18 protein-coding genes and 1 pseudogene are annotated in these 21,210 nt (G+C 73.0%); 11 read left to right on the top strand and 8 right to left on the bottom strand.

Annotated features, from left to right (window positions below):
* The first annotated feature begins 43 nt into the window (after window positions 1-43).
* Window positions 44-268 carry a hypothetical protein gene (locus ACFU8Q_RS05455; RefSeq protein ID WP_384448101.1) on the top strand — a complete coding sequence of 75 codons (225 nt, stop codon included), beginning with the start codon at window positions 44-46 and terminating at the stop codon, window positions 266-268.
* 176 nt (window positions 269-444) lie between these two features.
* Here ACFU8Q_RS05455 and ACFU8Q_RS05450 read toward each other — a convergent pair whose 3' ends face one another.
* The gene (locus ACFU8Q_RS05450) at window positions 445-1,062 is read right to left on the bottom strand and encodes an HAD family hydrolase (protein WP_384448098.1); all 618 of its coding nucleotides are present in this window, start codon (window positions 1,060-1,062) and stop codon (window positions 445-447) included.
* A 130-nt stretch (window positions 1,063-1,192) separates the two neighbouring features.
* Here ACFU8Q_RS05450 and ACFU8Q_RS05445 point away from each other — a divergent pair, with 130 nt between their 5' ends.
* The 3 genes from ACFU8Q_RS05445 to ACFU8Q_RS05435 are packed head-to-tail and all read left to right on the top strand — an operon-like array spanning window position 1,193 to window position 4,148.
* Window positions 1,193-2,203: a FecCD family ABC transporter permease gene (locus tag ACFU8Q_RS05445; protein ID WP_384448095.1), complete on the top strand. Its 1,011-nt coding sequence runs from the start codon at window positions 1,193-1,195 to the stop codon at window positions 2,201-2,203.
* Window positions 2,200-3,282: a FecCD family ABC transporter permease gene (locus ACFU8Q_RS05440; RefSeq protein ID WP_384448092.1), complete on the top strand. Its 1,083-nt coding sequence runs from the start codon at window positions 2,200-2,202 to the stop codon at window positions 3,280-3,282. The genes ACFU8Q_RS05445 and ACFU8Q_RS05440 overlap by 4 nt, the downstream gene beginning before the upstream one ends.
* Entirely contained in the window at window positions 3,279-4,148 is an 870-nt protein-coding gene (locus ACFU8Q_RS05435; protein ID WP_384448089.1) for an ABC transporter ATP-binding protein, read from the top strand. Before ACFU8Q_RS05440 ends, ACFU8Q_RS05435 begins: the two co-directional genes overlap by 4 nt.
* A 212-nt stretch (window positions 4,149-4,360) precedes the next feature.
* On the opposite strand, the gene ACFU8Q_RS05430 is transcribed toward ACFU8Q_RS05435, so the two are convergent.
* On the bottom strand, window positions 4,361-5,452 hold the full coding sequence (locus tag ACFU8Q_RS05430) for a hypothetical protein (RefSeq protein ID WP_384448086.1): 1,092 nt from the start codon (window positions 5,450-5,452) through the stop codon (window positions 4,361-4,363).
* A 75-nt stretch (window positions 5,453-5,527) separates the two neighbouring features.
* On the opposite strand from ACFU8Q_RS05430, the gene ACFU8Q_RS05425 reads away from it, so the two are divergent.
* Both ACFU8Q_RS05425 and ACFU8Q_RS05420 read left to right on the top strand, forming a co-directional pair.
* On the top strand, window positions 5,528-7,987 hold the full coding sequence (locus ACFU8Q_RS05425; RefSeq protein WP_384448083.1) for a helicase-associated domain-containing protein: 2,460 nt from the start codon (window positions 5,528-5,530) through the stop codon (window positions 7,985-7,987).
* 213 nt (window positions 7,988-8,200) lie between these two features.
* Entirely contained in the window at window positions 8,201-9,844 is a 1,644-nt protein-coding gene (locus ACFU8Q_RS05420; protein ID WP_384448080.1) for a DNA repair helicase XPB, read from the top strand.
* Window positions 9,845-10,078: 234 nt separating this feature from the next.
* On the opposite strand, the gene ACFU8Q_RS05415 is transcribed toward ACFU8Q_RS05420, so the two are convergent.
* On the bottom strand, window positions 10,079-10,492 hold the full coding sequence (locus tag ACFU8Q_RS05415) for a hypothetical protein (RefSeq protein WP_384448077.1): 414 nt from the start codon (window positions 10,490-10,492) through the stop codon (window positions 10,079-10,081).
* A gap of 83 nt (window positions 10,493-10,575) precedes the next feature.
* Window positions 10,576-10,767 carry a hypothetical protein gene (locus ACFU8Q_RS05410; RefSeq protein ID WP_384448074.1) on the bottom strand — a complete coding sequence of 64 codons (192 nt, stop codon included), beginning with the start codon at window positions 10,765-10,767 and terminating at the stop codon, window positions 10,576-10,578.
* Between the two features lie 394 nt (window positions 10,768-11,161).
* Here ACFU8Q_RS05410 and ACFU8Q_RS05405 point away from each other — a divergent pair, with 394 nt between their 5' ends.
* The gene (locus ACFU8Q_RS05405; protein WP_384448072.1) at window positions 11,162-13,255 is read left to right on the top strand and encodes a HelD family protein; all 2,094 of its coding nucleotides are present in this window, start codon (window positions 11,162-11,164) and stop codon (window positions 13,253-13,255) included.
* A 103-nt stretch (window positions 13,256-13,358) separates the two neighbouring features.
* Here ACFU8Q_RS05405 and ACFU8Q_RS05400 read toward each other — a convergent pair whose 3' ends face one another.
* On the bottom strand, window positions 13,359-14,048 hold the full coding sequence (locus ACFU8Q_RS05400) for a copper homeostasis protein CutC (protein ID WP_384448069.1): 690 nt from the start codon (window positions 14,046-14,048) through the stop codon (window positions 13,359-13,361).
* A 259-nt stretch (window positions 14,049-14,307) separates the two neighbouring features.
* On the opposite strand from ACFU8Q_RS05400, the gene ACFU8Q_RS05395 reads away from it, so the two are divergent.
* Complete coding sequence (locus tag ACFU8Q_RS05395; protein WP_384448066.1) at window positions 14,308-16,587, top strand: heavy metal translocating P-type ATPase; 2,280 nt, start codon at window positions 14,308-14,310, stop codon at window positions 16,585-16,587.
* On the opposite strand, the pseudogene ACFU8Q_RS05390 reads toward ACFU8Q_RS05395, so the two are convergent.
* Window positions 16,574-16,729 (bottom strand): annotated as a pseudogene (locus tag ACFU8Q_RS05390) (hypothetical protein); the annotation flags it as partial. The gene ACFU8Q_RS05395 and the pseudogene ACFU8Q_RS05390 sit on opposite strands and share 14 nt — an antisense overlap.
* Before the next feature lie 488 nt (window positions 16,730-17,217).
* Between ACFU8Q_RS05390 and ACFU8Q_RS05385 the strand changes: the two are divergent.
* Window positions 17,218-17,889, top strand: coding sequence for a hypothetical protein (locus ACFU8Q_RS05385; protein ID WP_384448063.1), 672 nt, complete (start codon window positions 17,218-17,220; stop codon window positions 17,887-17,889).
* 84 nt (window positions 17,890-17,973) lie between these two features.
* Window positions 17,974-19,215, top strand: coding sequence for a Cmx/CmrA family chloramphenicol efflux MFS transporter (locus tag ACFU8Q_RS05380; protein ID WP_384448061.1), 1,242 nt, complete (start codon window positions 17,974-17,976; stop codon window positions 19,213-19,215).
* Between the two features lie 243 nt (window positions 19,216-19,458).
* Here the strand turns inward: ACFU8Q_RS05380 and ACFU8Q_RS05375 are convergent, their stop codons facing one another.
* Window positions 19,459-19,734 carry a DUF4031 domain-containing protein gene (locus ACFU8Q_RS05375; protein ID WP_384448059.1) on the bottom strand — a complete coding sequence of 92 codons (276 nt, stop codon included), beginning with the start codon at window positions 19,732-19,734 and terminating at the stop codon, window positions 19,459-19,461.
* On the bottom strand, window positions 19,731-20,099 hold the full coding sequence (locus ACFU8Q_RS05370; protein ID WP_384448057.1) for a hypothetical protein: 369 nt from the start codon (window positions 20,097-20,099) through the stop codon (window positions 19,731-19,733). The genes ACFU8Q_RS05375 and ACFU8Q_RS05370 overlap by 4 nt, the downstream gene beginning before the upstream one ends.
* A 121-nt stretch (window positions 20,100-20,220) precedes the next feature.
* On the opposite strand from ACFU8Q_RS05370, the gene ACFU8Q_RS05365 reads away from it, so the two are divergent.
* On the top strand, window positions 20,221-21,138 hold the full coding sequence (locus tag ACFU8Q_RS05365) for a MurR/RpiR family transcriptional regulator (RefSeq protein WP_114245853.1): 918 nt from the start codon (window positions 20,221-20,223) through the stop codon (window positions 21,136-21,138).
* Window positions 21,139-21,210 lie beyond the last annotated feature (72 nt).

Raw genomic sequence — 21,210 nt, 5'->3', positions numbered from 1 at the left:
TCGGCTGTGGGAGGGGACGCGCGTCGGGAATTACCCTGGCGGGGTGAGTACTACACCTTCTGGCGCAGGTGACCGGCTGGTCCGGATCGGCGCGATCGTCTTCTTCGTCGGAGCGCTGGCCACGCTGGTCACAGTGGCCCCGCTGTTCCTCGGGACCCGTCCGCTTCCGTCCATCGCGTGGTCGGTATGCATGCTGATGGGCGTCGGCTTCCTGATCGCCGCGGCGGGCGTGGTGCGGTCGGTGTGGGCGGGGGCGCCGAAGCGGTAGCGCCGGGGCGTCCGGCGGGCCGCCTTGCCCTCGAGCGCCGGACGGGCTTGTTCTGCCGCTGCGGGCCCATGTGGTGGCCGGCCTGTCCGCAAGCGCCGGACGGGCTTGAATTGCCGCCGGACCGGCTTGACTTCCGCTGGACCGGCCCGGACTTTCGCTGCGGGTCCTCGTGGTTCTCAGCGTGCCGCGTATCCGTCCAGCCAGGACGGGAACTCCGTCAGCGTCGACAGGACGACGTCCGCCCCCGCTGCCCGGAGTTCCTCCGCGTCGCACGGGCCCGTGGTGACCGCCACGGACAGCGCTCCGGCCGTACGGGCGCCCCGTACGTCCCCGGTGTGGTCGCCGACGTACACGTGCGCCCCGTGTTCGCGCAGGGCCCGTCCCTTGGCCTCCGCCCACAGGCCGCCGATCACCGCGTCGGGCTCGATCCCCAGATGGGCCAGGTGGAGTTCCGCGCTCGGCCGGTGCTTGGCGGTGACGACTATCGCCCGGCCGCCCCGCTCCCGGATCGCCGCGACCGACTCCCGGGCGCCCGGCAGCGCGAGGCTCGGAGCGATGGCGTGTGTGGGATAGATCTCGCGGTACCGGTCGGCGGTCGCGGCCACCACATCGGCCGGAAACCAGTTCCGCAGCTCCTCGTCGACCGGCGGACCGAGCCTGCTCACCACCAGGTCCGTGTCGATCGGCGTCCCCGTCTCGGCGGAAAGCGCCAGGTAGGCGGCCTTGATGCCGGGCCGGGAGTCGATGAGCGTCATGTCGAGGTCGAAGCCGACCGTCAGGGGGTGCGAAGGCATGAAGACCATTGTCGCGGGGCCGGACAACGGAGCCGGAACGCCGTACCCGTCCGGTACGGCCCTCGGGCCCGAAATCGGCGGTGCTTAGACTTAGCCAAGCCTAACTTTGCTTCGCTTTCGATTGGGTCCGATGTCAGCCGCCGCACCACGCCGCTCCAGACGCGCACTCGCGACGGCGGCGGCCGTCGCGGCGCTGCTGGTGGCGGTACTTCTCAGCCTCGCCGTGGGGGCCCGTTCCATACCCCCGTCCGAGGTGATCGACGCCCTGCTGCACGGCGGGCACTCCGACGCCGCCGAAGTCATCCGGAACATGCGGGTGCCGCGCACCCTGATCGGGCTGATGGTCGGCGCGGCACTGGCCCTCGCGGGCACGGTGCTCCAGGGCATCACCCGTAATCCCATCGCCGACCCCGGCATCCTCGGCATCAGCCAGGGCGCCACCGTGGGCGTGGTGCTGGCCATCGCGTTCGCCGGAATCCACACCCTGACGGGGTACGTGTGGTTCGCCTTCGCGGGGGCCGCGATCGCCTCCGTCGCCGTGCACGCCGTCGCCTCCAGCGGGCGCGGGGGCGCCACCCCCGTGAAACTCGCCCTCGGCGGCGCCGCGATCAACGCGCTGCTGGTGTCGGTGACGACGGCGGTGCTGACGACCAGGGCGTCCGCACTGGACGAGTTCCGCTTCTGGCAGGTCGGCTCGATCGCCGGGCGCGAGTCCGACGTGGTCCAGCAGATCTGGCCGTTCATGCTGGCCGGGACCGTGCTCGTGCTGTCCGTCGCCCGTGGGCTCGACGCCCTGGCGCTCGGCGAGGACGTGGCGAAGGGGCTCGGGCAGAACGTCGCGACGGTACGGATCGTCGGCGGGGTCGGGGCCACGGTGCTGACCGGTGTCGGTGTCGCGGCGGCCGGACCGATCGCGTTCATCGGCCTCGCCGTCCCGCACATCGCCCGCGCGATCGTCGGCGGCGACCACCGCTGGGTGCTGCCGATGGCGGCGCTGATCGGACCCGTCATGCTGCTCGTCTCCGACGTCATCGGCCGCGTCGTCTTCCCGCCGAGCGAGGTCCCGGCGGGCGTGATGACGGCGCTGATCGGCGTTCCGTTCCTCGTCACCCTGGTACGCCGGAAGGCGGTGCCCGCATGAGTGCCGACACCTCGGTGCGGGTACGGCCCGCCGGGTACCACGTCGTCCGGATCGGGGCACGGGGCCGGTTCCTGCTGCACCGGCGGGCGGCCGTCGTCGCCACCGCCCTCGTCGTGCTGCTGGCCGCGGTCTGTGTCGCGTACCTCTGCGTCGGCGAGAGCTTCGTCGCGCCCGGCGAGGTCGTGAAGGTGGTCCTGGGGCAGCCGTCCCCGGACGAGCTGGTCGTCGGCACGCTGCGGCTGCCGCGGATGGTCGTGGGGCTGCTGGTCGGCGCGGCGTTCGGGATCGCCGGCGCGCTGATCCAGACCGTCGCCCGCAACCCCCTCGCAAGCCCCGACATCATCGGTATCAGCCAGGGGGCGAGCGCGCTCACGGTCGGCGCGATGACCTTCGGCGTCACCTCGTACACCGTGCTGCCGTACCTGTCCGTCATCGGCGGGGTGGCCGCGGCGGCCCTCGTGTACGTCTTCGCCTGGCGCGGCGGACTGCACGCCACCCGCTTCGTCCTGATCGGCATCGGCTTCGCCATCGCACTGCGGTCGGTCACGACGCTGTTCCTGACGAAGGGCGACTATCTGGTCGCCCAGCAGGCGCAGATCTGGATGACGGGCTCGCTCAACGGCCGCGGCTGGTCCGAGGCCGCGCCGATCGGCTGGACGATGCTGGTCCTGCTGCCGGCCGTCCTGTGGGCCGCCCGTGCCCAGCGCACCGTATCGATGGACGACGACACCGCGACCGCGCTCGGGGTGCGTCTGGGGCGCGTACGGCTGGGTCTCGTCGCCCTCGGGGTGATCCTGGCGTCCGTGGCGACCGGGACCGCCGGGCCGGTCGACTTCGTGGCGCTGCTCGCCCCGCAGATCGCCCGCCGGATGACCCGGACCGCGCAGATCCCGCTGTTCTGCTCGGCGCTGCTCGGTGCGGTGATCGTGGTGTTCGGGGATCTGCTGGCGCGCAGGCTCTTCTCGCCCACCGAACTGCCGGTGGGCGTTCTGACGGCGGCGGTCGGCGCCCCGTATCTGATCTGGCTGATCGTCCGCGGTCAGGGCGGCGGCCGCGGCCGTAGTGGAGGCACCGCATGAGCTCGACCCGTACGTCCGACACGTCCGACGCCACGGCGGCCCCGTCCGCGACCAGCCGGCTCACCGTGCGGGAGCTGACGCTCGCGTACGAGGACCGCACCGTCGTCCACGAGCTGGACCTCGCCGTGCCCGACGGCCGGGTCACCGTCATCGTCGGCCCGAACGCCTGCGGCAAGTCGACCACCCTGCGCGCGCTCGGCCGGCTCCTCAAGCCGCGTGGCGGGGCGGTGCTCCTCGACGGCACCGAGCTGTCGAAGATCCCCACGCGGCGGATCGCCCAGTCGATCGGGCTGCTGCCGCAGACCCCGGTGGCCCCCGAGGCGATCACCGTCTGTGACCTCGTCGCCCGCGGCCGGCAGCCGCATCAGCACTGGTGGCAGCAGTGGTCGGACGAGGACGAGCGGGCGGTGACGGACGCCATGGAGCGTACGGACATCACCGCGCTCGGCGACCGGTCGGTGGACGAGCTGTCCGGCGGGCAGCGCCAGCGGGTCTGGATCGCGATGGCGCTCGCCCAGGAGACGGATCTGCTGCTGCTCGACGAGCCGACCACGTACCTCGACATCGCGCACCAGGTGGAGGTCCTGGACCTGGTGCGCCGGCTCACCGCCCCGGCGGCGGACGGCACCCGCGGCCGGACCGTCGTCACCGTGCTGCACGACCTCAACCAGGCCGCCCGTTACGCGGACCACCTGGTCGCCATGAAGGCGGGCCGGATCGTCGCCGAGGGCCACCCGAAGGACATCGTCACCGCCGGTCTCGTACGCGAGGTCTTCGGCCTGGACGCGGTGATCGTCCCGTGCCCGGTGACGGGGTCGCCGCTCGTCGTGCCGGGGGCGCCCTGGCAGGCCACGCCCGCGTCGTGAACCCGTCCCCGACCCCACCCGGGGCGCGGGGCACATGTCCGGCGGGTGAGGGCGCGGGCGGGAGCCCGCAGCAGAATCGCGGCCCGGGCGAACCCCGGGGCACCGGGGTGTCGCCGCGCCGAAGCCGCCTTCGCCTCTTCGTAGCCCACCGGGACGGTACGCGGACCGGAGGCCACCGGGACGGTACGCGGACCGGAGGCGCCCACCCCCGTCTACCCCGCCCGCTTCCGCGCCCGCCACACCAGGAACACCGCCGACGCCACCGCGGCCGTCCGCACCACCACCGGCCACACCCCGCTCAGCGCGTCCGCCATCCCGTCCTGCGGGATCGGTTCGCCCCAGCGGCCGTCCGTCCGGCCCCAGAGCCAGACCAGGGCGCCCGCCGCGACCACGCCCGGCAGACCCATCGCGGCCCATTTCGCCTCCGCGCGCGACAACGTACGGGAGCCGTACGCGAGCAGCCAGCCGCCCGCCAGGGCGAGCCAGGAACCCGTCACGGCGCCCGTGACCAGCAGCGCGGCGGCGAGCAGCAGGAAGGGGTGGGAGAAGCCCCGGGCCGTCGGCGTCGACTCGCGGGGAGCTCGGCGGCGCAGGCGCGGGAGCCGTCGGCGGCGCGGTGCGGTCTCGTCGGTGCCGGTGTCCTCGGCGGGGACGTCGTCGCCGTCCGGCGCGTCGTCCACCGCGGCGCGGGGGCCCGGAACCGCGTCCCGGGACGACGGCGGCCTCATCATGTCCGGGATCTCGACGCCGCCGACGAACCCCGGCACGTCCACCCCGTCACCGAACGGCCCCGGCTCGATCCGCCACCAGTCGGGCTCGCTCCCGGACGGCCCCAGCTCGTCCGTTCCGGCCATGTGCGGCGGCGACGGGACCCGCCCGGCGGCCGCGTCCGGAGCCACGCCCGATGCCCCGGAGTCCGCCGGCTGCGCCGGGGCCTCCGGTGCCCCGCCCCGTGCCCGCGACGCGCCCTGGCCGGAACTGTCTTTCCGGAGCATCCCCTTGCGCGGCCGGGGGATGCCGCGCCCCTCCCCCGCAGCGGGTTCCGGCCGCTGGGGCAACTGGACCGTCCCGTCCGCCGACGCGGCCGCGGCGGCGACCAGTTCGTCGGGGGTGCCGAGCCTCCCGATGATGCGGCGGACCGCCGCCGGGCTGTCCGCGGACTGCTTTCCGCGCTGCCGGTCGATCTCGCCCCGGAGTGCCGAAACGAGCCTCATTCGACTGGCCGAGGACAGCTGTTGCTGCTGCGCCAGGTCCCCGACCCGGCTCAGGTAGTCGTAGACGAGCTGGTCGCTCTCGATCCCCACGCGATGGTTCCCCTCTACCGCCCTGCACCGACCGTAGCGCCCTCGGGCCTGTCCGGAGCGACTACCGTGGGACGGATGGGGATGACCACACCACCGCGGACGCTCGCCGAAGCTCTCCGCGCCCGGGACGACGAGTCGTTGGCAGGGCTGCTGCGTGCCCGCCCCGATCTCCTCACCCCCGTACCCAACGACATCACCCAGCTGGCGACGAGAGCGGGCACGCGGGCCTCCGTCGTACGCGCGCTGGAACACCTCGACCGGTTCTCCCTGCAGACCGCCGAGGCGCTCGCCGTGGCCCCCGACCCCGCCCCGTACGAGACGCTGCTCGGCCTCCTCACGGGCGACGGCCGGGAGGACGGCGAGCACCGCGACGACGCCGACGCGGCGATCGAGGACGCGCTGCCCACCGCCCTGACCACCCTGCGTGAACAGGCCCTCGTCTGGGGCGACGACGACCGGCTGCGGCTGGTGCGTACCGCGCGCGAACTCCTCGCGCCGTCCCCGCAGCACCCCTCGCCCACCGGTCTCGGCCCGACCGTCGCGGAGGCGACCGCCGGTATGTCGCCCGGCCGGCTCCAGGAGATCCTGGCGGCCGCCGGACTGCCCGCCACCCATGACCCGGTGTCCGCCGTGGCGGCCCTGTCCGCGCTCTTCACCGACCGGGCCAGGATGGGCGAGCTGCTGGACACCGCCCCCGCCGAGGCCCTGTCCGTACTGGACCGGCTGGTGTGGGGGCCGCCGTACGGGGAAGTGACCCCGAACCCCACCCCGCCGGTGAAATGGCTGCGCGACCACGGGCTGCTGTTGCCCGTGTCGACCCGCACCGTGGTGCTGCCGCGCGAGGCCGCCCTGCATCTGCGGGCCGGGCGCGCCCACCGCGTACCGGAACCGCGACCGCCCGCCGTGGAAGCGGTCGCCGTTCGTGATCCCCAGGCTGTGGACAGCGCCGCGGCCGGTCAGGCGTTCCTGGCGGTGACCACCGTCGAGGAGCTGCTGAAGAGCTGGAACGGCGGCGGCCCGCCGATACTGCGCTCCGGCGGGCTCAGCGTCCGCGACCTGAAGAAGACCGCCACCGCCCTCGACGTCTCGGAGCCGCTCGCGGCGTTCTGGGTCGAACTCGCCTACGCGGCCGGACTGCTGGCCTCCGACGGGGAGGCCGACGAGCGGTACGCGCCGACGCCCGCGTACGACGACTGGGCCGAACTCCCCGCCCAGGACCGCTGGGCGCGCCTCGCGACCGCCTGGCTCGCCGCCACCCGCACCCCCGGACTGGTCGGCGGCCAGGACGCCAAGGGCCGGGCCCTGTCCGCTCTCGGCCCCGGCCTCGACCGCTCCGCCGCCCCCGAGGTGCGCCACCGGGTCCTCGCCCTCCTCGCCGCCCTGGAACCGGGCACCGCCCCCGACCCGGAGACCGTCCTCGGCCGCCTCCGCTGGGAGCGCCCCCTGCGCGGCGCCTCCGCCACCGCCGGGGACACCACCGACCTGCGGTCCCGGATCGCCCTGTGGACGCTGAACGAGTCCGAGCTCCTCGGCCTCACCGGACGCGGCGCGCTCGCCTCGCACACCCGAGCCCTGCTCGACGCCGGGCCCGCCGAGGCCACCGCGCTGCTCGCGCCCCTCATCCCGGAGCCGCTGAACCACGTCCTGCTCCAGGCCGACCTGACGGCCGTCGCCCCCGGCCCGCTGGAACGCCCCCTGGCGGACCTGCTCTCCGCCCTCGCGGACATCGAGTCGAAGGGCGGCGCGACGGTCTACCGCTTCACTCCCGGGTCCGTACGCCGCGCCCTGGACGCCGGACAGTCCGCGGCCGATCTGCACGCGTTCCTGGCCACCCACAGCCGTACGCCGGTGCCGCAGCCGCTCAGCTACCTCATCGACGACGTCGCCCGCCGCCACGGCCATCTGCGGATCGGCGCCGCCTCCTCGTACGTTCGCTGCGACGACGAGGCCGTGCTGAACGAGATCCTCGCCGACCGGCGCTCGGCCACCCTGCGCCTGCGCCGCCTCGCGCCGACGGCCCTGGCCGCCCAGGTCGACCCGGCGTCCCTGCTCGACGGGCTGCGCGAGCTGGGCTACGCCCCGGCGGCCGAGTCCGCCGAGGGCGACGTCCTGATCACCCGCGCGGGCGCCCGCCGTACCCCGCCGCGCACCGCCCCCGCCCCGGTGCCGGAGGGCCCTCCGGTCCCGGACGCCACGCTGCTCGGCGCGGCGGTACGGGCGATCCGCGCCGGGGACACGGCCGCCACGGTGGTCCGCAAGGACCCGGCCGACGCCCCCGACGCACCGGCCGGCGCCCTGCCCCGTACCACCCCGGCCGAGACCCTCGCCACCGTCCAGGCCGCCGCGATGACCGGGTCGGCGCTCTGGATCGGTTACGTCAACGCGGACGGGGCGGCCAGTCAGCGCGTCATCGCCCCGGTCCGGGTCGAGGGCGGCTTCGTCACCGCGTACGACCACACGGCGGACGAGGTCCGCACCTATCCCCTGCACCGGATCACCGGCGTCGCCGAACTGGCCGACGACGCCGCACACTAGGTCCGGAGCCCGGAACCCGGAGCCCGAGGTCCGAGGTCCGAGGTCCGGAGCCCGAGGTCCGAGGTCCGGAGCCCGAGGTCCGAGGTCCGGAGCCCGGAGCTCGTAGCCCGTACGCCGCTGTGCCGAGCAGCACACCCCACCATGGCCCGCACATGCGGCACACTGGACGTTTGGCCGTTCCGGCCGTCTCCGCAGCAGAAAGGGCCGACGCGCGTGACCGGACCCCTCATCGTCCAGAGCGACAAGACACTGCTCCTGGAAGTCGACCACGACCAGGCCGATGCCTGCCGTCGTGCGATCGCGCCCTTCGCCGAGCTGGAGCGCGCACCCGAGCACATCCACACCTACCGGCTGACCCCGCTCGGGCTGTGGAACGCGCGCGCGGCCGGGCACGACGCCGAGCAGGTCGTCGACGCGCTCGTGCAGTACTCGCGCTATCCCGTCCCGCACGCGCTGCTCGTCGACATCGCCGAGACGATGGCCCGGTACGGCCGCCTCACCCTGTCCAAACATCCGGTGCACGGTCTGGTGCTGACCTCCACCGACCGGCCCGTGCTGGAGGAGATCCTCCGCTCGAAGAAGGTCCAGCCGCTGGTCGGGGCGCGGATCGACCCGGACACGGTGGCTGTGCACCCGTCCGAGCGCGGGCAGATCAAGCAGACGCTGCTGAAGCTGGGCTGGCCCGCCGAGGACCTCGCGGGTTACGTCGACGGCGAGGCGCACCCGATCGACCTGGCCGAGGACGGCTGGGCGCTGCGGCCGTACCAGAAGCAGGCCGTCGAGGGGTTCTGGCACGGCGGTTCGGGTGTGGTCGTACTGCCCTGTGGTGCGGGGAAGACGCTGGTCGGGGCCGGTGCGATGGCTCGGGCCAGGGCGACGACGCTGATCCTGGTGACGAACACCGTCTCGGCCCGGCAGTGGAAGCACGAGCTGGTGAAGCGGACCTCGCTGACCGAGGACGAGATCGGCGAGTACAGCGGTACGCGCAAGGAGATCCGGCCGGTCACCATCGCCACTTACCAGGTGCTGACGACCCGCCGCAAGGGCGTCTACCCGCACCTGGAGCTGTTCGACTCCCGTGACTGGGGTCTGGTGATCTACGACGAGGTGCATCTGCTGCCCGCGCCCGTCTTCAAGTTCACCGCCGACCTGCAGGCCCGGCGGCGCCTCGGCCTCACCGCGACGCTGGTGCGTGAGGACGGACGCGAGTCGGACGTCTTCTCGCTGATCGGGCCCAAGCGGTTCGACGCGCCGTGGAAGGAGATCGAGGCGCAGGGCTACATCGCGCCCGCCGACTGTGTCGAGGTGCGGGTCAATCTGACGGACTCGGAGCGGCTCGCGTACGCGACCGCGGAGACCGAGGAGAAGTACCGGTTCTGTGCGACGACCGAGACGAAGCGGAACGTGACGGAGGCGCTGGTGCGCAAGCACCGGGGTGAGCAGACCCTCGTCATCGGGCAGTACATCGACCAGCTCGACGAGCTGGGTGAGCATCTGAACGCCCCGGTGATCAAGGGCGAGACGAGCAACGCCCAGCGCGAGAAGCTCTTCGACGCGTTCCGGGAGGGCGAGCTCAGCGTCCTCGTGGTGTCGAAGGTCGCGAACTTCTCCATCGACCTGCCGGAGGCGACCGTCGCCATCCAGGTGTCGGGGACGTTCGGCTCGCGCCAGGAGGAGGCGCAGCGGCTCGGCCGGGTGCTGCGGCCGAAGGCGGACGGGCACGAGGCGCGGTTCTACTCGGTGGTCGCCCGCGACACGATCGACCAGGACTTCGCGGCGCACCGCCAGCGGTTCCTGGCCGAGCAGGGGTACGCGTACCGGATCGTGGACGCGGACGAGCTGCTGGCCGACAGCTGAGGCCGGTGACCGGTCCGCGTACGCGGGTCAGTTGCTGAAGAGCAGCAGCGACAGCAGGTCCGCCGCGATCACCGCGTGCGGCAGCAGCGCGAAGGCCGCGGCCCGTCGACGGGCCGCGGTCCAGCGCGAGCGCCATGGCAGAACCCATGTGACGAACAGGCCCGGAGTCGTGGCGTACGCAATAACACGGCCGGCAGGCGAGGGCCCGGACGGCGAAGGCTCTGTCCTGACGGGTCAGCCTCCGAGCGTCAGGAGCAGGGCCAGGCCGCCCACGGCCGTCAGCCCCGGCAGCACCGCGATCACCGCTGCCCATCGGCGGGCGACGGCCCAGCCGCGACGCCGCGGCAGCACCCAGGCGGCGATCAGGGCGAGCGGCGTCACGAACGGGGCCGCGTACAGCCCGTAGCCCATGAGGCCCAGGGGAACCGTGATGTCCGACGGGCAGTTGTCCGGGCCGCAGCTGTCGGTGGCCATCGCCGCGAAGCCGATGGCGAACATGCCGAGGCAGGTCAGGAAGAAGGAGAGGACCGTGGCGAGCATGGGGACGATCCAGGCGTTCGGGCCGCGTTTGGGGGCGACGGGACGCGTCGGGACGGAGCCGACCGGGGCTTGCGGGACGGCGATGGCGTGAACGTGATTGCGCTCCATGCCGCCACCCCATCGCGGCGCGGGGCCGCGCCGCCTCCGGTCATCTACTCATACCGGGACTCAGGCGGGGAGGTGGCGCGTACTCAGTGCTCGCGGCGGCGGACGCCCGCCTCTTCCGCGTACTCGCCGAGGACGACCACGCCGAACGCGGCGCGGGCATAGACCCTGGCGGCGCGCAGGGCGTCGCCGACGCGGTGGCTGTGCCGGTGACCGGTGGCCGCGGTCGCGCCGTGCGCGGGGCCGGTCCTGCGGGGGTTCAGGGTGACTGTGCTCATGTGATCCATGGTCCTGCGCCAGGCCCGCGACGGCATCGATCCTCGGACGGAATCCGGGAGCGGTGCCGTCGGTCTCCGGTCGCACGCCGTCCCCTACGGGGTGGACCCGGCGGCGGACCGGAATGAGCCCGGTGTCGGACGGGCGTCAAATCCGTTCGACCCCGACGGGGGCGGTCGATACAATCGCCGGTCTGCCCGCCTCCCGCACCGTGGTACCGGCCGTCGCCGGCAGCCGGGGGAGCGCCGCCGACCGGACGGAAACCGGCCGACAGCCGTACGTACACCCGCGTGCGTACCCCGTGATCGATCCCCGAGCGGACCGCGTCACCCCCGAGCCGTAACCGGGGGCGAGGTGCGGTCCGCCGTCCTGCGTTGAAAAGCCGGAGGCAACACCGTGCCCGCGCACGAACACGAAAGCGACACCACCACCGATCCCCTGGCTCGTGAACGCGCCCATCTCGCCGCGTCCCGCTCCGCGTTGCGCGCCATGCGTGAGGACGCCCAAGCCCTCGACATCCGCGATGTCACCGCGAACTGGGTCAACGCGGCCGTCCTGCAGGCCCAGATCGACGAGCGCATCAAGTCCCTCGCCGATCTCGCCCACACCCCCCTCTTCTTCGGCCGCCTGGACTATCTGCACCGGGTCGGCGCCGAGCAGGCCGAGGGCGCCGAGGGCGAGCAGTTCTACATCGGGCGCCGCCACGTCCATGACGCCGACGGCGACCCGATGGTCATCGACTGGCGTGCCCCCGTCTCGCAGCCGTTCTACCGGGCCTCCAAGAAGGATCCCCAGGACGTCGGCCGGCGCCGCCGCTTCGGCTACACCGGCGGTGAGCTGACCGCGTACGAGGACGAGCACCTCAGCGACCCCACCGAGGCCGCGCAGACCAGCAAGCTCCTCCAGGCGGAGATCGAACGACCGCGTGTCGGTCCGATGCGTGACATCGTCGCGACGATCCAGCCGGAGCAGGACGAGATCGTCCGTAGCGGTCTCGGCGGGACGGTCTGCGTGCAGGGAGGGCCCGGCACCGGTAAGACGGCCGTCGGCCTGCACCGTGTCGCGTACCTCCTCTACGCCCACCGGGAACGCCTGGCCCGGACCGGCACGCTGGTCATCGGGCCGAACCGGTCCTTCCTCCACTACATCGAGCAGGTGCTCCCGGCCCTCGGTGAGCTGGAGGTGAAGCAGGCGACCGTCGACGATCTGGTGACGGCGGGCATCGAGGTGCGCGGCACGGACTCGGCGGCCGCCGCCGTCGTCAAGGGCGACGCCAGGATGGCGGAGGTGCTGCGGCGGGCGATCCGTTCGCATGTGACGCCGCCGACGGAGCCGGTGATGGTGGTGCGCGGTTCGCGCCGCTGGCGGGTGCCGGCGTACGAGCTGGAGGAGATCGTCACCGAACTCCTGGCCCGTGACATGCGGTACGGGGCCGCCCACGAGGCGCTTCCGCAGCGGATCGCGCACTCCGTCCTGGTGCGGATGGAGGAGGCGGGCGAGGCGCCCGACGACCGGGTGCAGAACGCGGTGGCCCGCAACCCCGCCGTGAAGGCGGCCGTGAAGGCGATCTGGCCTGCCGTCGAACCGGCCAAGCTGGTGCTGCGGCTGCTCGTCGACGCGGAGTTCCTGGCCGCGCACGCGGCGGGGCTGCTCACCGAGGACGAGCAGAAGACGATCCTGTGGACCAAGCCCGTCCGGAGTGTGAAGTCGGCGAAGTGGTCGGCGGCGGACGCAGTGCTGATCGACGAGGCGAGCGACCTGGTGGCGCGTACACACTCGCTCGGCCATGTCGTGCTCGACGAGGCGCAGGACCTGTCCCCCATGCAGTACCGGGCGGTTGGCCGCCGGTGCACGACCGGTTCGGCGACGGTCCTCGGCGACCTCGCGCAGGGCACGACGCCGTGGTCGACGGAGAGCTGGGCGCAGGCACTGCACCACCTGGGCAAGCCGGACGCGGTGGTGGAGGAGCTGACGGCGGGCTTCCGTGTGCCGCGCGAGGTGATCGCGTACGCGTCACGGCTGCTGCCGGTGATCTCGCCGGGCCTCGCGGCGGTGGAGTCGGTGCGTGAGTCGCCGGGTTCGCTGGAGGTACGGGAGGTGGCCGGTCCGGCGGAGCTGGACGCGGCGGTGCTGACGGCGTGCGAGGAGTCGCTGCGGCACGAGGGATCGATCGGACTGATCGCGGCGGACGCGCGGATTCCGGCGCTGGCTGACGCGCTGACCGCGGCGGGGCACGCGTATCTCTCCCCCGGTGAGGAGACGACCGCCGAATCCCGCCTGACCCTGGTCCCGGCGTCGCTGGCGAAGGGCCTGGAGTACGACTACGTGGTGCTGGACGAGCCGGCCGCGGTGGTCGACGGCGAGCCCGACGAGCGCACGGGGCTGCGGCGGCTGTACGTGGCGCTGACGCGTGCGGTGTCGGGGCTGACGTTGGTGCACGCGGCGGGGTTGCCGGGCGAGCTGGCACCCGCAGGCCCCTCCGGCGTCTGAGGAGCGGAGGCCCGGGGGCAACGCCCCCGGTTACGGGAAGGGGCGGGCAGGGGAACAGCCCGCCGCAGGCGACCCGCCCCGCCCCGCTACGCGTCGAGCACCGCTACCCGTCGAGGACCGCGCGCCATTCCCGTACCGCCGCCACGTCCACCGGTCCCGACCAGCCGTGCGGGCGGGCCGCGCCACCGATGTGCACCGCGTCGATGCCCGCGTCCAGCAGCTCCGGCAGGTGGTCCAGGCGGAGTCCGCCGCCCACCAGGATCCGCGGCTCGTAGCCGGGCTCGCCCGTGCGGGCCGCCTCGGCGAGCAGGGTCGGGATGCCGTCGTCGACGCCCTTGGGCGAACCCGCGGTGAGGTACGTGTCCAGGCCGGGCATGTCCGCCAGTCGCTTGCGCAGGGCGTCCCGGTCCGCGGCCCGGTCGATCGCGCGGTGGAAGGTCCAGCGGCAGCCGTCCAGCTCGGCGACGAGCCGTTCGACGGCGACCAGGTCCGGGTGGCCCTCGGCGTCCAGGAAGCCCATGACGAACTCCTCGGCGCCCGCCGCCCGCAGCTCGCGCGCCCTGGCGACGAGTTCGTCGATGTCGCCTGCGGCGAAGCCGTCCTCCAGCCTGAGCATCACGCGCAGTGGAATGTCCACCGCCGCCCGGATCTCCGCGAAGGTCGCGCGGGACGGGGTCAGGCCGTCCGCCGCCATGTCGGTGACCAGCTCAAGCCGGTCCGCACCACCCGCCTGGGCAGCGACCGCGTCCTCCGCGTCGAGAGCGATCACCTCCAGGACTGCACGGTTGCTCATGTGATCCCAATCCTCCAGGAAGCGGCAATAGGTCTAGTCCAATGACCAGCCTACGGGGCGGTCGGCCGGAGGCGCAGCCTCAATGTGACGTGAAGATACGTGAGGTCAGACGCGCTTCCGGTGAGCGAGCGCCGGACGGACACGCACGCCCCGGACCCCGATGCCATATTCACCCTTGCGTTTTATAGGGGTGGGGGGTATACCTGAACCTGCAAGACATACCCCCTAGGGGTATAACGACTCCGCCAGGGAGGACACCGTGTCCGCGCAAACCGCCACAACCGGTACCGGCACCGGTACCGGCACCACCGCAGAGGTCGAGCTCGCGATCGGCGGCATGACCTGCGCCTCCTGCGCGGCCCGTATCGAGAAGAAGCTCAACCGGATGGACGGCGTCGAGGCCACCGTCAATTACGCCACCGAGAAGGCCAAGGTCAGCTACCGGGGCGAGGACGTCTCCGTACAGGACCTGATCACCACCGTCGAGAAGACCGGCTACACCGCGCACGAGCCCGCGCCCCCGGCAACCGTCGAGGGCGAAGACCCCGGGGCCGCGGAGACCGACGAGCTGCGGCCCCTGCGGCAGCGGCTGCTCACCGCCGTGGTGCTCGCCGTGCCGGTGATCGCGATGTCGATGGTCCCGGCACTCCAGTTCGACTACTGGCAGTGGCTCTCGCTGACCCTGACGGCCCCCGTCGTCACGTATGCCGCGTGGCCCTTCCACCGCGCCGCCTGGACCAACGCCAGGCACGGCGCGGCGACGATGGACACGCTGATCTCGGTCGGCACCTCGGCGGCGTTCCTGTGGTCGGTGTGGGCGCTGTTCTTCGGCACCGCCGGGATGACCGGCATGACGCACCCCTTCGAGCTGACCATCGGGCGGAGCGACGGCGCGGGGAACATCTATCTGGAGGCCGCCGCCGGAGTCACTGCCTTCATCCTCGCCGGGCGCTACTTCGAGGCCCGTTCCAAGCGGAAGGCGGGCGCCGCCCTCAAGGCGCTCCTGGAGCTCGGGGCCAAGGAGGTGACCGTGCTGCGCGACGGCCGTGAGGTGATCGTGCCGACGGCCGACCTCCAGGTCGCAGACCGGTTCCTGGTCCGCCCCGGCGAGAAGATCGCCACGGACGGCACCGTCGTGGAGGGCGCGTCGGCCGTGGACGCGTCCATGCTCACCGGCGAGTCCGTGCCCGTGGAGGTCGGCGTCGGCGACTCCGTCACCGGGGCCACGCTCAACGCGGGCGGCCGGCTCGTCGTCGAAGCGACCCGGATCGGCGCCGACACCCAGCTGGCCCGGATGGCGAAGCTCGTCGAGGACGCGCAGAACGGCAAGGCGGCGGCCCAGCGTCTCGCGGACCGGATCTCCGCCGTCTTCGTCCCCGTCGTCATCGCCCTCGCGCTCGGCACGCTCGGCTTCTGGCTCGGCAACGGCGCGGGCCTGACGGCCGCGTTCACCGCCGCCGTAGCCGTGCTGATCATCGCCTGCCCCTGCGCCCTGGGCCTCGCCACCCCGACCGCCCTCATGGTCGGTACGGGGCGCGGCGCCCAGCTCGGCATCCTGATCAAGGGCCCCGAGGTCCTGGAGACCACGCGCCGCGTCGACACGATCGTCCTCGACAAGACCGGCACGGTCACCACCGGCCGGATGACCCTGCTGGACGTGCACACGGCGAACGGCACCGACGAGGACGATGTACTGCGGCTCGCGGGCGCCCTGGAACACTCCTCCGAGCACCCCATCGCCCACGCCGTCGCCGCCGGAGCCGCCGAACGCACCGGTGCCGACCTGCCCACCCCCGAGGACTTCACCAACGTCGCGGGCCTCGGCGTCCAGGGGGTCGTCGAGGGCCACGCCGTCCTCGTCGGCCGTGAGCAGCTGCTCGCCGAGTGGGAGATCCACCTGCCGGTGGAGCTGGCCCGGCACAAGGCCGAGGCGGAGGCCGCCGGGCGGACGGCCATCGCGGTCGCCTGGGACGGCGAGGCGCGGGCGGTGCTCGTCGTCGCCGACGCGGTGAAGGACACCAGCGCGGAGGCCATCGAGCGGCTGCGGGCCCTCGGCCTGACCCCGATCCTGCTGACCGGCGACAACCGGGCGGTGGCCGAGGCGGTCGCGGCCGAGGTCGGGATCGAGAAGGTGTACGCGGAGGTCATGCCGGAGGACAAGGTCGACGTCGTCAAGGGCCTCCAGGCCGAGGGCCGTTCGGTCGCCATGGTCGGTGACGGGGTCAACGACGCGGCCGCCCTCGCCCAGGCCGACCTGGGCCTGGCGATGGGCACGGGCACGGACGCCGCGATCGAGGCCGGTGACCTGACGCTGGTCCGCGGCGACCTGCGGGCCGCGGCGGACGCCATCCGGTTGTCGCGGAGGACCCTCGGAACCATCCGTACGAACCTGTTCTGGGCCTTCGCCTACAACGTGGCCGCCCTCCCGCTCGCCGCGGCCGGGCTGCTGAACCCGATGATCGCGGGCGCGGCGATGGCGTTCTCGTCGGTCTTCGTCGTCGGCAACTCGCTGCGGCTGCGGGGGTTCAAGGCCGCGTAGGACCGATTCTCGGCCCGCCCTCGCGAAACCGCACCCGCGTTCCCGGCACCGCCTGTGCCGCGCCCGCGAGTGCGGTTTCACGCACGCCACCGACGACCGGGCAGCCCCCGGTCGTCGGATGGTCGTCGAGGAACACCACCGGGTGCTGCGGCTGCGCATGGCGGCGTGACAGCGGTGGCCCCGGCTGCACGCCCAGCTGCCGGGGTTCGGGCTGACCGGTGAGTACGTCGACCACCAGGAGGGCGTGGCCGTGGCACGCACCACCTCACGAGCGAAATGCCCGGCCGCGCGCCGCCGGCCCGCACTCTCCGTCTCCGGCCTCGGGGGTACCCCCGAGGCGTGAACGTGAGGCTCACGACCCGAAGTGTCAGGTTCGTAAGCACCCCCACCCACCCGCCGGGCGACCGTCCGGCTCCTGACGCGGAGCCCCGGATACCGGGAGGATTCCCCGGCTAGGGGCCGTCCCGTAATCCCTGGTGGATCAGCGCGCGGCGTCGGATGCGGTGCATCGCAAGGCGGAGGGGCGCTCGCATACTGGCTGTATTCGTGCGTTCCGACAACGCGGGCGAGGTGCCGTAGCTGTCGTCGTGCGCCCGCCAGGGACTACGGGACAGCCCTTAGGGTCGTCCCATGACTGACAGCTCGCGCGAAAGCAGTGACCCGGGGGCCGCCGCTCTCCGTGACCGCTGGCAGGAGGCGCTCCTCGGTGCCCGGGGCGGGGCGTCCGGTCCCGATCCGGCGCCGTACGCCGACAACCTGCTGACGCGCTGGGCCGAGTCGCAGCGGCGGTACCACACCATCGCGCACCTGACCGCGGTGCTCGATCACATCGACACGCTCGCCGGGTACGCGGCCGACGCGGATGCCGTACGCCTCGCCGCCTGGTTCCACGACGCGGTCTACCGGCCCGACCGGTCCGAGAACGAGGAACGCAGCGCCGCACTCGCCGAGCGTGCCCTGCCGGAGGCAGGCGTACCGGCCGGTGTCACGGCCGAGGTCGCCCGGCTCGTCCGGCTCACGGTCACCCACGATCCGGCGGAGGGCGACGCCAACGGCGAGGTGCTGTGCGACGCGGATCTGGCGATCCTGGCGGCGACCCCGAGGGAGTACGCGGCATACGCGGCGCAGGTGCGCGAGGAGTACGGCTTCGTGCCCGACGACGCGTTCCGGGAGGGGCGGGCGACGGTGCTGCGTCAACTCCTCGGGCTGCCACGGCTGTTCCGTACGCCGCACGGGGCGGATCATTGGGAGCCGAGGGCGCGGCAGAACCTGCTGACCGAATGGGAGCTGCTCAGCCACTGACCCGACCTGCGGCAGCGGGGAATGCGAGGTCCGTGATCGCTGTTGGCAGCTGTCGTGTCCGACTCTGCCGCTCGCCGCCCTCGCATGCCCCTTGCCGTCTACATCCTGGGTCTCTCGGTCTTCGCTCTCGGTACGAGCGAGTTCATGCTCTCCGGGCTGTTGCCGCCCATCGCCGACGACATGAACGTGTCGATCCCCCGTGCCGGACTTCTCATATCCGCCTTCGCGATCGGCATGGTGATCGGCGCCCCGCTGCTCGCCGTGGCCACGCTCCGGCTGCCGCGCCGCACCACACTCATCGGCCTGATCTCCGTCTTCGGCCTCGGTCAGGTCGCGGGCGCGCTGGCTCCGACGTACGAGGTGCTCTTCGCCTCCCGTGTCGTGAGCGCCTTCGCCTGTGCCGGGTTCTGGGCGGTGGGGGCCGCGGTCGCCATCGCGATGGTGCCGGTGAACGCGCGGGCTCGTGCGATGGCCGTGATGATCGGCGGTCTGTCGATCGCCAATGTGCTGGGCGTGCCCCTGGGTGCGTTCCTCGGTGAGAACCTCGGCTGGCGGTCGGCGTTCTGGGCCGTGGGTGCGGCGTCAGCCGTGGCACTGGTCGGGGTGACCACACTGATTCCGCGCATTCCGCTGCCGGAGCAGAAGCCGCGGCTCAAGCAGGAGATGGGCATCTACCGGGACCGGCAGGTGTGGCTGTCGATCGTCATCACGGCGCTCGCCGCGGGCGGTGTCTTCTGCGCGTTCAGCTACCTGGCGCCGCTGCTGACGGATGTCGCCGGGCTGGACTCGGGCTGGGTGCCGACAGTGCTCGCACTGTTCGGGATCGGTGCGCTGGTCGGTACGACGATCGGCGGCCGGGTCGCGGACGCGCATCTCTTCGGGGTGCTGATGAGCGGTATCACGGCCTCGACCGTCTTCCTGGTCGCGCTGGCGCTGTTCGCGTCGAACCAGGTCGCGGCGGTCGGGCTCTCGTTCCTGCTGGGCCTGTCGGCGTTCTACACGGCCCCGGCGCTGAACGCCCGGATGTTCAATGTCGCGGGCGCCGCCCCGACACTGGCCGGCGCGACGACGACGGCCGCGTTCAACCTGGGCAACACGGGCGGCCCCTGGCTGGGCGGCACGGTGATCGACGCGGACTTCGGTTTCGGGGCGACCGCGTGGGCGGGGGCGGCGATGACGGTGCTGGCGTTGGTGGCCGTGGTGTTCTCGCTGCGGCTGCAGGGCGGGGGCAGGTCGCGCCGGGTGACCGGGGCGCCGGCTGCTGCGTTGTCGGGGGCGTCCGTGACGTCCGCGAAGGCGGCGGAGGTGGGCGCCCCCGTCGTCTGACCGATCCGGCGGTTGGCCGGTGCCGTCCGACTCGTCCGGGCCGGCATGCGTACCGTCCGACTCGTCCGGGTCGGCGCTGCCGGTGTGTGCGGCCCCTCAGCTCCGGGGGGGGCCGGACGCCCCTTCGGCCGCCGCAGCCCCGCCTCCGTGATCCGGCGGATGGTCGGTGCCGTCCGGCTCGTCCGGGCCGGCATGCGTACCGTCCGGCTCATCCGGGCCGGCGCTGCCGGTGTGTGCGGCCCCTCAGCTCCGGGGGGCCGGACGCCCCTTCGGCCGCCGCAGCCCCGCCTCCGTGATCCGGCGGACGAGTTCCTTCGAACCGATCTGCCGCGCCCCGGCCCGTACCGCGTCCTCGTACCGCGATTCCGGTACGTCGTAGTGGTCCCGCTCGAACGCGCGGGGCGGACAGCCGATGGAAGCCGCGAAGGCGTGCAGCTCGTCGAAGGACACATCGCTCACCAGATGCGACCAGAGCCGCCCGTGCCCCGGCCAGTCCGGCGGGTCGATGTAGACCGTCACCGCCGCAGTATCCCGCTCAGCGCACCGACCGGCGCGACGGCCACGGCGGCCTTGGTGCAGACCCAGTGCGGGTCCGGGCCCAGTTCCGGTTCGACGTCCAGGGCGTGCGGGTCGCCCGCGTCGCAGACCGGGCAGAGCGGCCAGCGTCCGTGCCGTTCGAGCAACGCGTCCTGCACGTCCTGCGCGACGAGACCGACGACGAACGAGACACCGTCGGGCCACTGTTCGACCCACCAGCGGCGGTGGGTCACCGCGTCCTCGACCAGCGAGACGATCCCGGCATCGGCGACGTCACCGGCGGCGAGATCGGCCATGACCAGCGCGCGGGCCGTGTGCAACGCCTGTTCCAGGGGGTTCATCTCCATGGGCCCATTGTCACCCGCCCACGAACCCGCCTCTCGCGCCCGCCCCCGCCCTTTCCGCGCTGTCAGAGGTAGGGACCAAAGGGGGGTTGACGGGCCACAGGGTTGAAAATATCTTTCAAATGTGACCAATGACCTGAAGGAAAGTTTCAGCGCTGATTCCCCGCCCGCCCCGGCGGCTCTCGCGGCCAAGGTGCGTACGCTCGCGCCGTCCATGACCCGCTCCATGCAGCGCGTCGCCGAGGCCGTCGCCGGTGACCCCGCCGGCTGCGCCGCCCTCACGGTCACCGGTCTCGCCGAGCTCACCGGCACGAGCGAGGCGACCGTGGTCCGCACGGCCCGCCTCCTCGGCTACCCCGGCTACCGCGATCTGCGCCTCGCCCTCGCAGGGCTCGCCGCGCACCAGCAGTCGGGCCGGGCTCCCTCCGTCACTGCGGACATAGCGGTCGACGACCCGATCGCCGATGTGGTCGCCAAGCTGGCCTACGACGAGCAGCAGACCCTCGCCGACACGGCCGCCGGGCTCGACACCGTCCAGCTCGGCGCCGCGGTGGCCGCCGCCGCCACCGCCCGGCGCATCGACATCTACGGCGTGGGCGCCTCCTCCCTCGTCGGCCAGGACCTGGCGCAGAAGCTGGCCCGTATCGGCCTGATCGCGCACTCCCACACGGACCCGCACCTCGCGGTGACCAACGCCGTGCAGCTCCGCTCCGGCGATGTCGCCATCGCGATCACGCACTCCGGCTCCACCGTCGACGTCATCGAGCCGCTGCGGGTCGCCTTCGACCGCGGTGCGACGACGATCGCGATCACCGGCCGCCCCGACGGCCCCGTGACGCAGTACGCCGACCACGTGCTGACCACGTCCACCGCTCGGGAGAGCGAGCTGCGGCCCGCCGCCATGTCGAGCCGTACGAGCCAACTGCTCGTCGTCGACTGCCTGTTCATAGGCGTGGCGCAGCGCACATACGAAACGGCCGCACCGGCGCTCGCCGCCTCCTACGAGGCGCTGGCCCACCGCCACACCCCACGCCCCCGCTGACCCCGCCCCGAACCGACCTCCACCCCGCACCCGCACCCCCACCCGCAGAGCCGTACGAGTACGCAACCGAGA

The sequence above is a fragment of the Streptomyces sp. NPDC057543 genome (assembly GCF_042801895.1).
GTDB lineage: Bacteria > Actinomycetota > Actinomycetes > Streptomycetales > Streptomycetaceae > Streptomyces.
Note: the sequence above shows the minus strand (reverse complement) of the source record. Positions and strands in the feature narration are given on the sequence as shown.

Bases quoted from the DNA above. Each gene is read 5' to 3' on its own strand.
- ACFU8Q_RS05450 (WP_384448098.1), bottom strand. From the start codon at position 1,062: ATGCCTTCGCACCCCCTGACGGTCGGCTTCGACCTCGACATGACGCTC.
- ACFU8Q_RS05445 (WP_384448095.1), top strand. From the start codon at position 1,193: ATGTCAGCCGCCGCACCACGCCGCTCCAGACGCGCACTCGCGACGGCG.
- ACFU8Q_RS05440 (WP_384448092.1), top strand. From the start codon at position 2,200: ATGAGTGCCGACACCTCGGTGCGGGTACGGCCCGCCGGGTACCACGTC.
- ACFU8Q_RS05435 (WP_384448089.1), top strand. From the start codon at position 3,279: ATGAGCTCGACCCGTACGTCCGACACGTCCGACGCCACGGCGGCCCCG.
- ACFU8Q_RS05425 (WP_384448083.1), top strand. From the start codon at position 5,528: ATGGGGATGACCACACCACCGCGGACGCTCGCCGAAGCTCTCCGCGCC.
- ACFU8Q_RS05415 (WP_384448077.1), bottom strand. From the start codon at position 10,492: ATGGAGCGCAATCACGTTCACGCCATCGCCGTCCCGCAAGCCCCGGTC.
- ACFU8Q_RS05410 (WP_384448074.1), bottom strand. From the start codon at position 10,767: ATGAGCACAGTCACCCTGAACCCCCGCAGGACCGGCCCCGCGCACGGC.
- ACFU8Q_RS05400 (WP_384448069.1), bottom strand. From the start codon at position 14,048: ATGAGCAACCGTGCAGTCCTGGAGGTGATCGCTCTCGACGCGGAGGAC.
- ACFU8Q_RS05385 (WP_384448063.1), top strand. From the start codon at position 17,218: ATGACTGACAGCTCGCGCGAAAGCAGTGACCCGGGGGCCGCCGCTCTC.
- ACFU8Q_RS05380 (WP_384448061.1), top strand. From the start codon at position 17,974: ATGCCCCTTGCCGTCTACATCCTGGGTCTCTCGGTCTTCGCTCTCGGT.
- ACFU8Q_RS05370 (WP_384448057.1), bottom strand. From the start codon at position 20,099: ATGGAGATGAACCCCCTGGAACAGGCGTTGCACACGGCCCGCGCGCTG.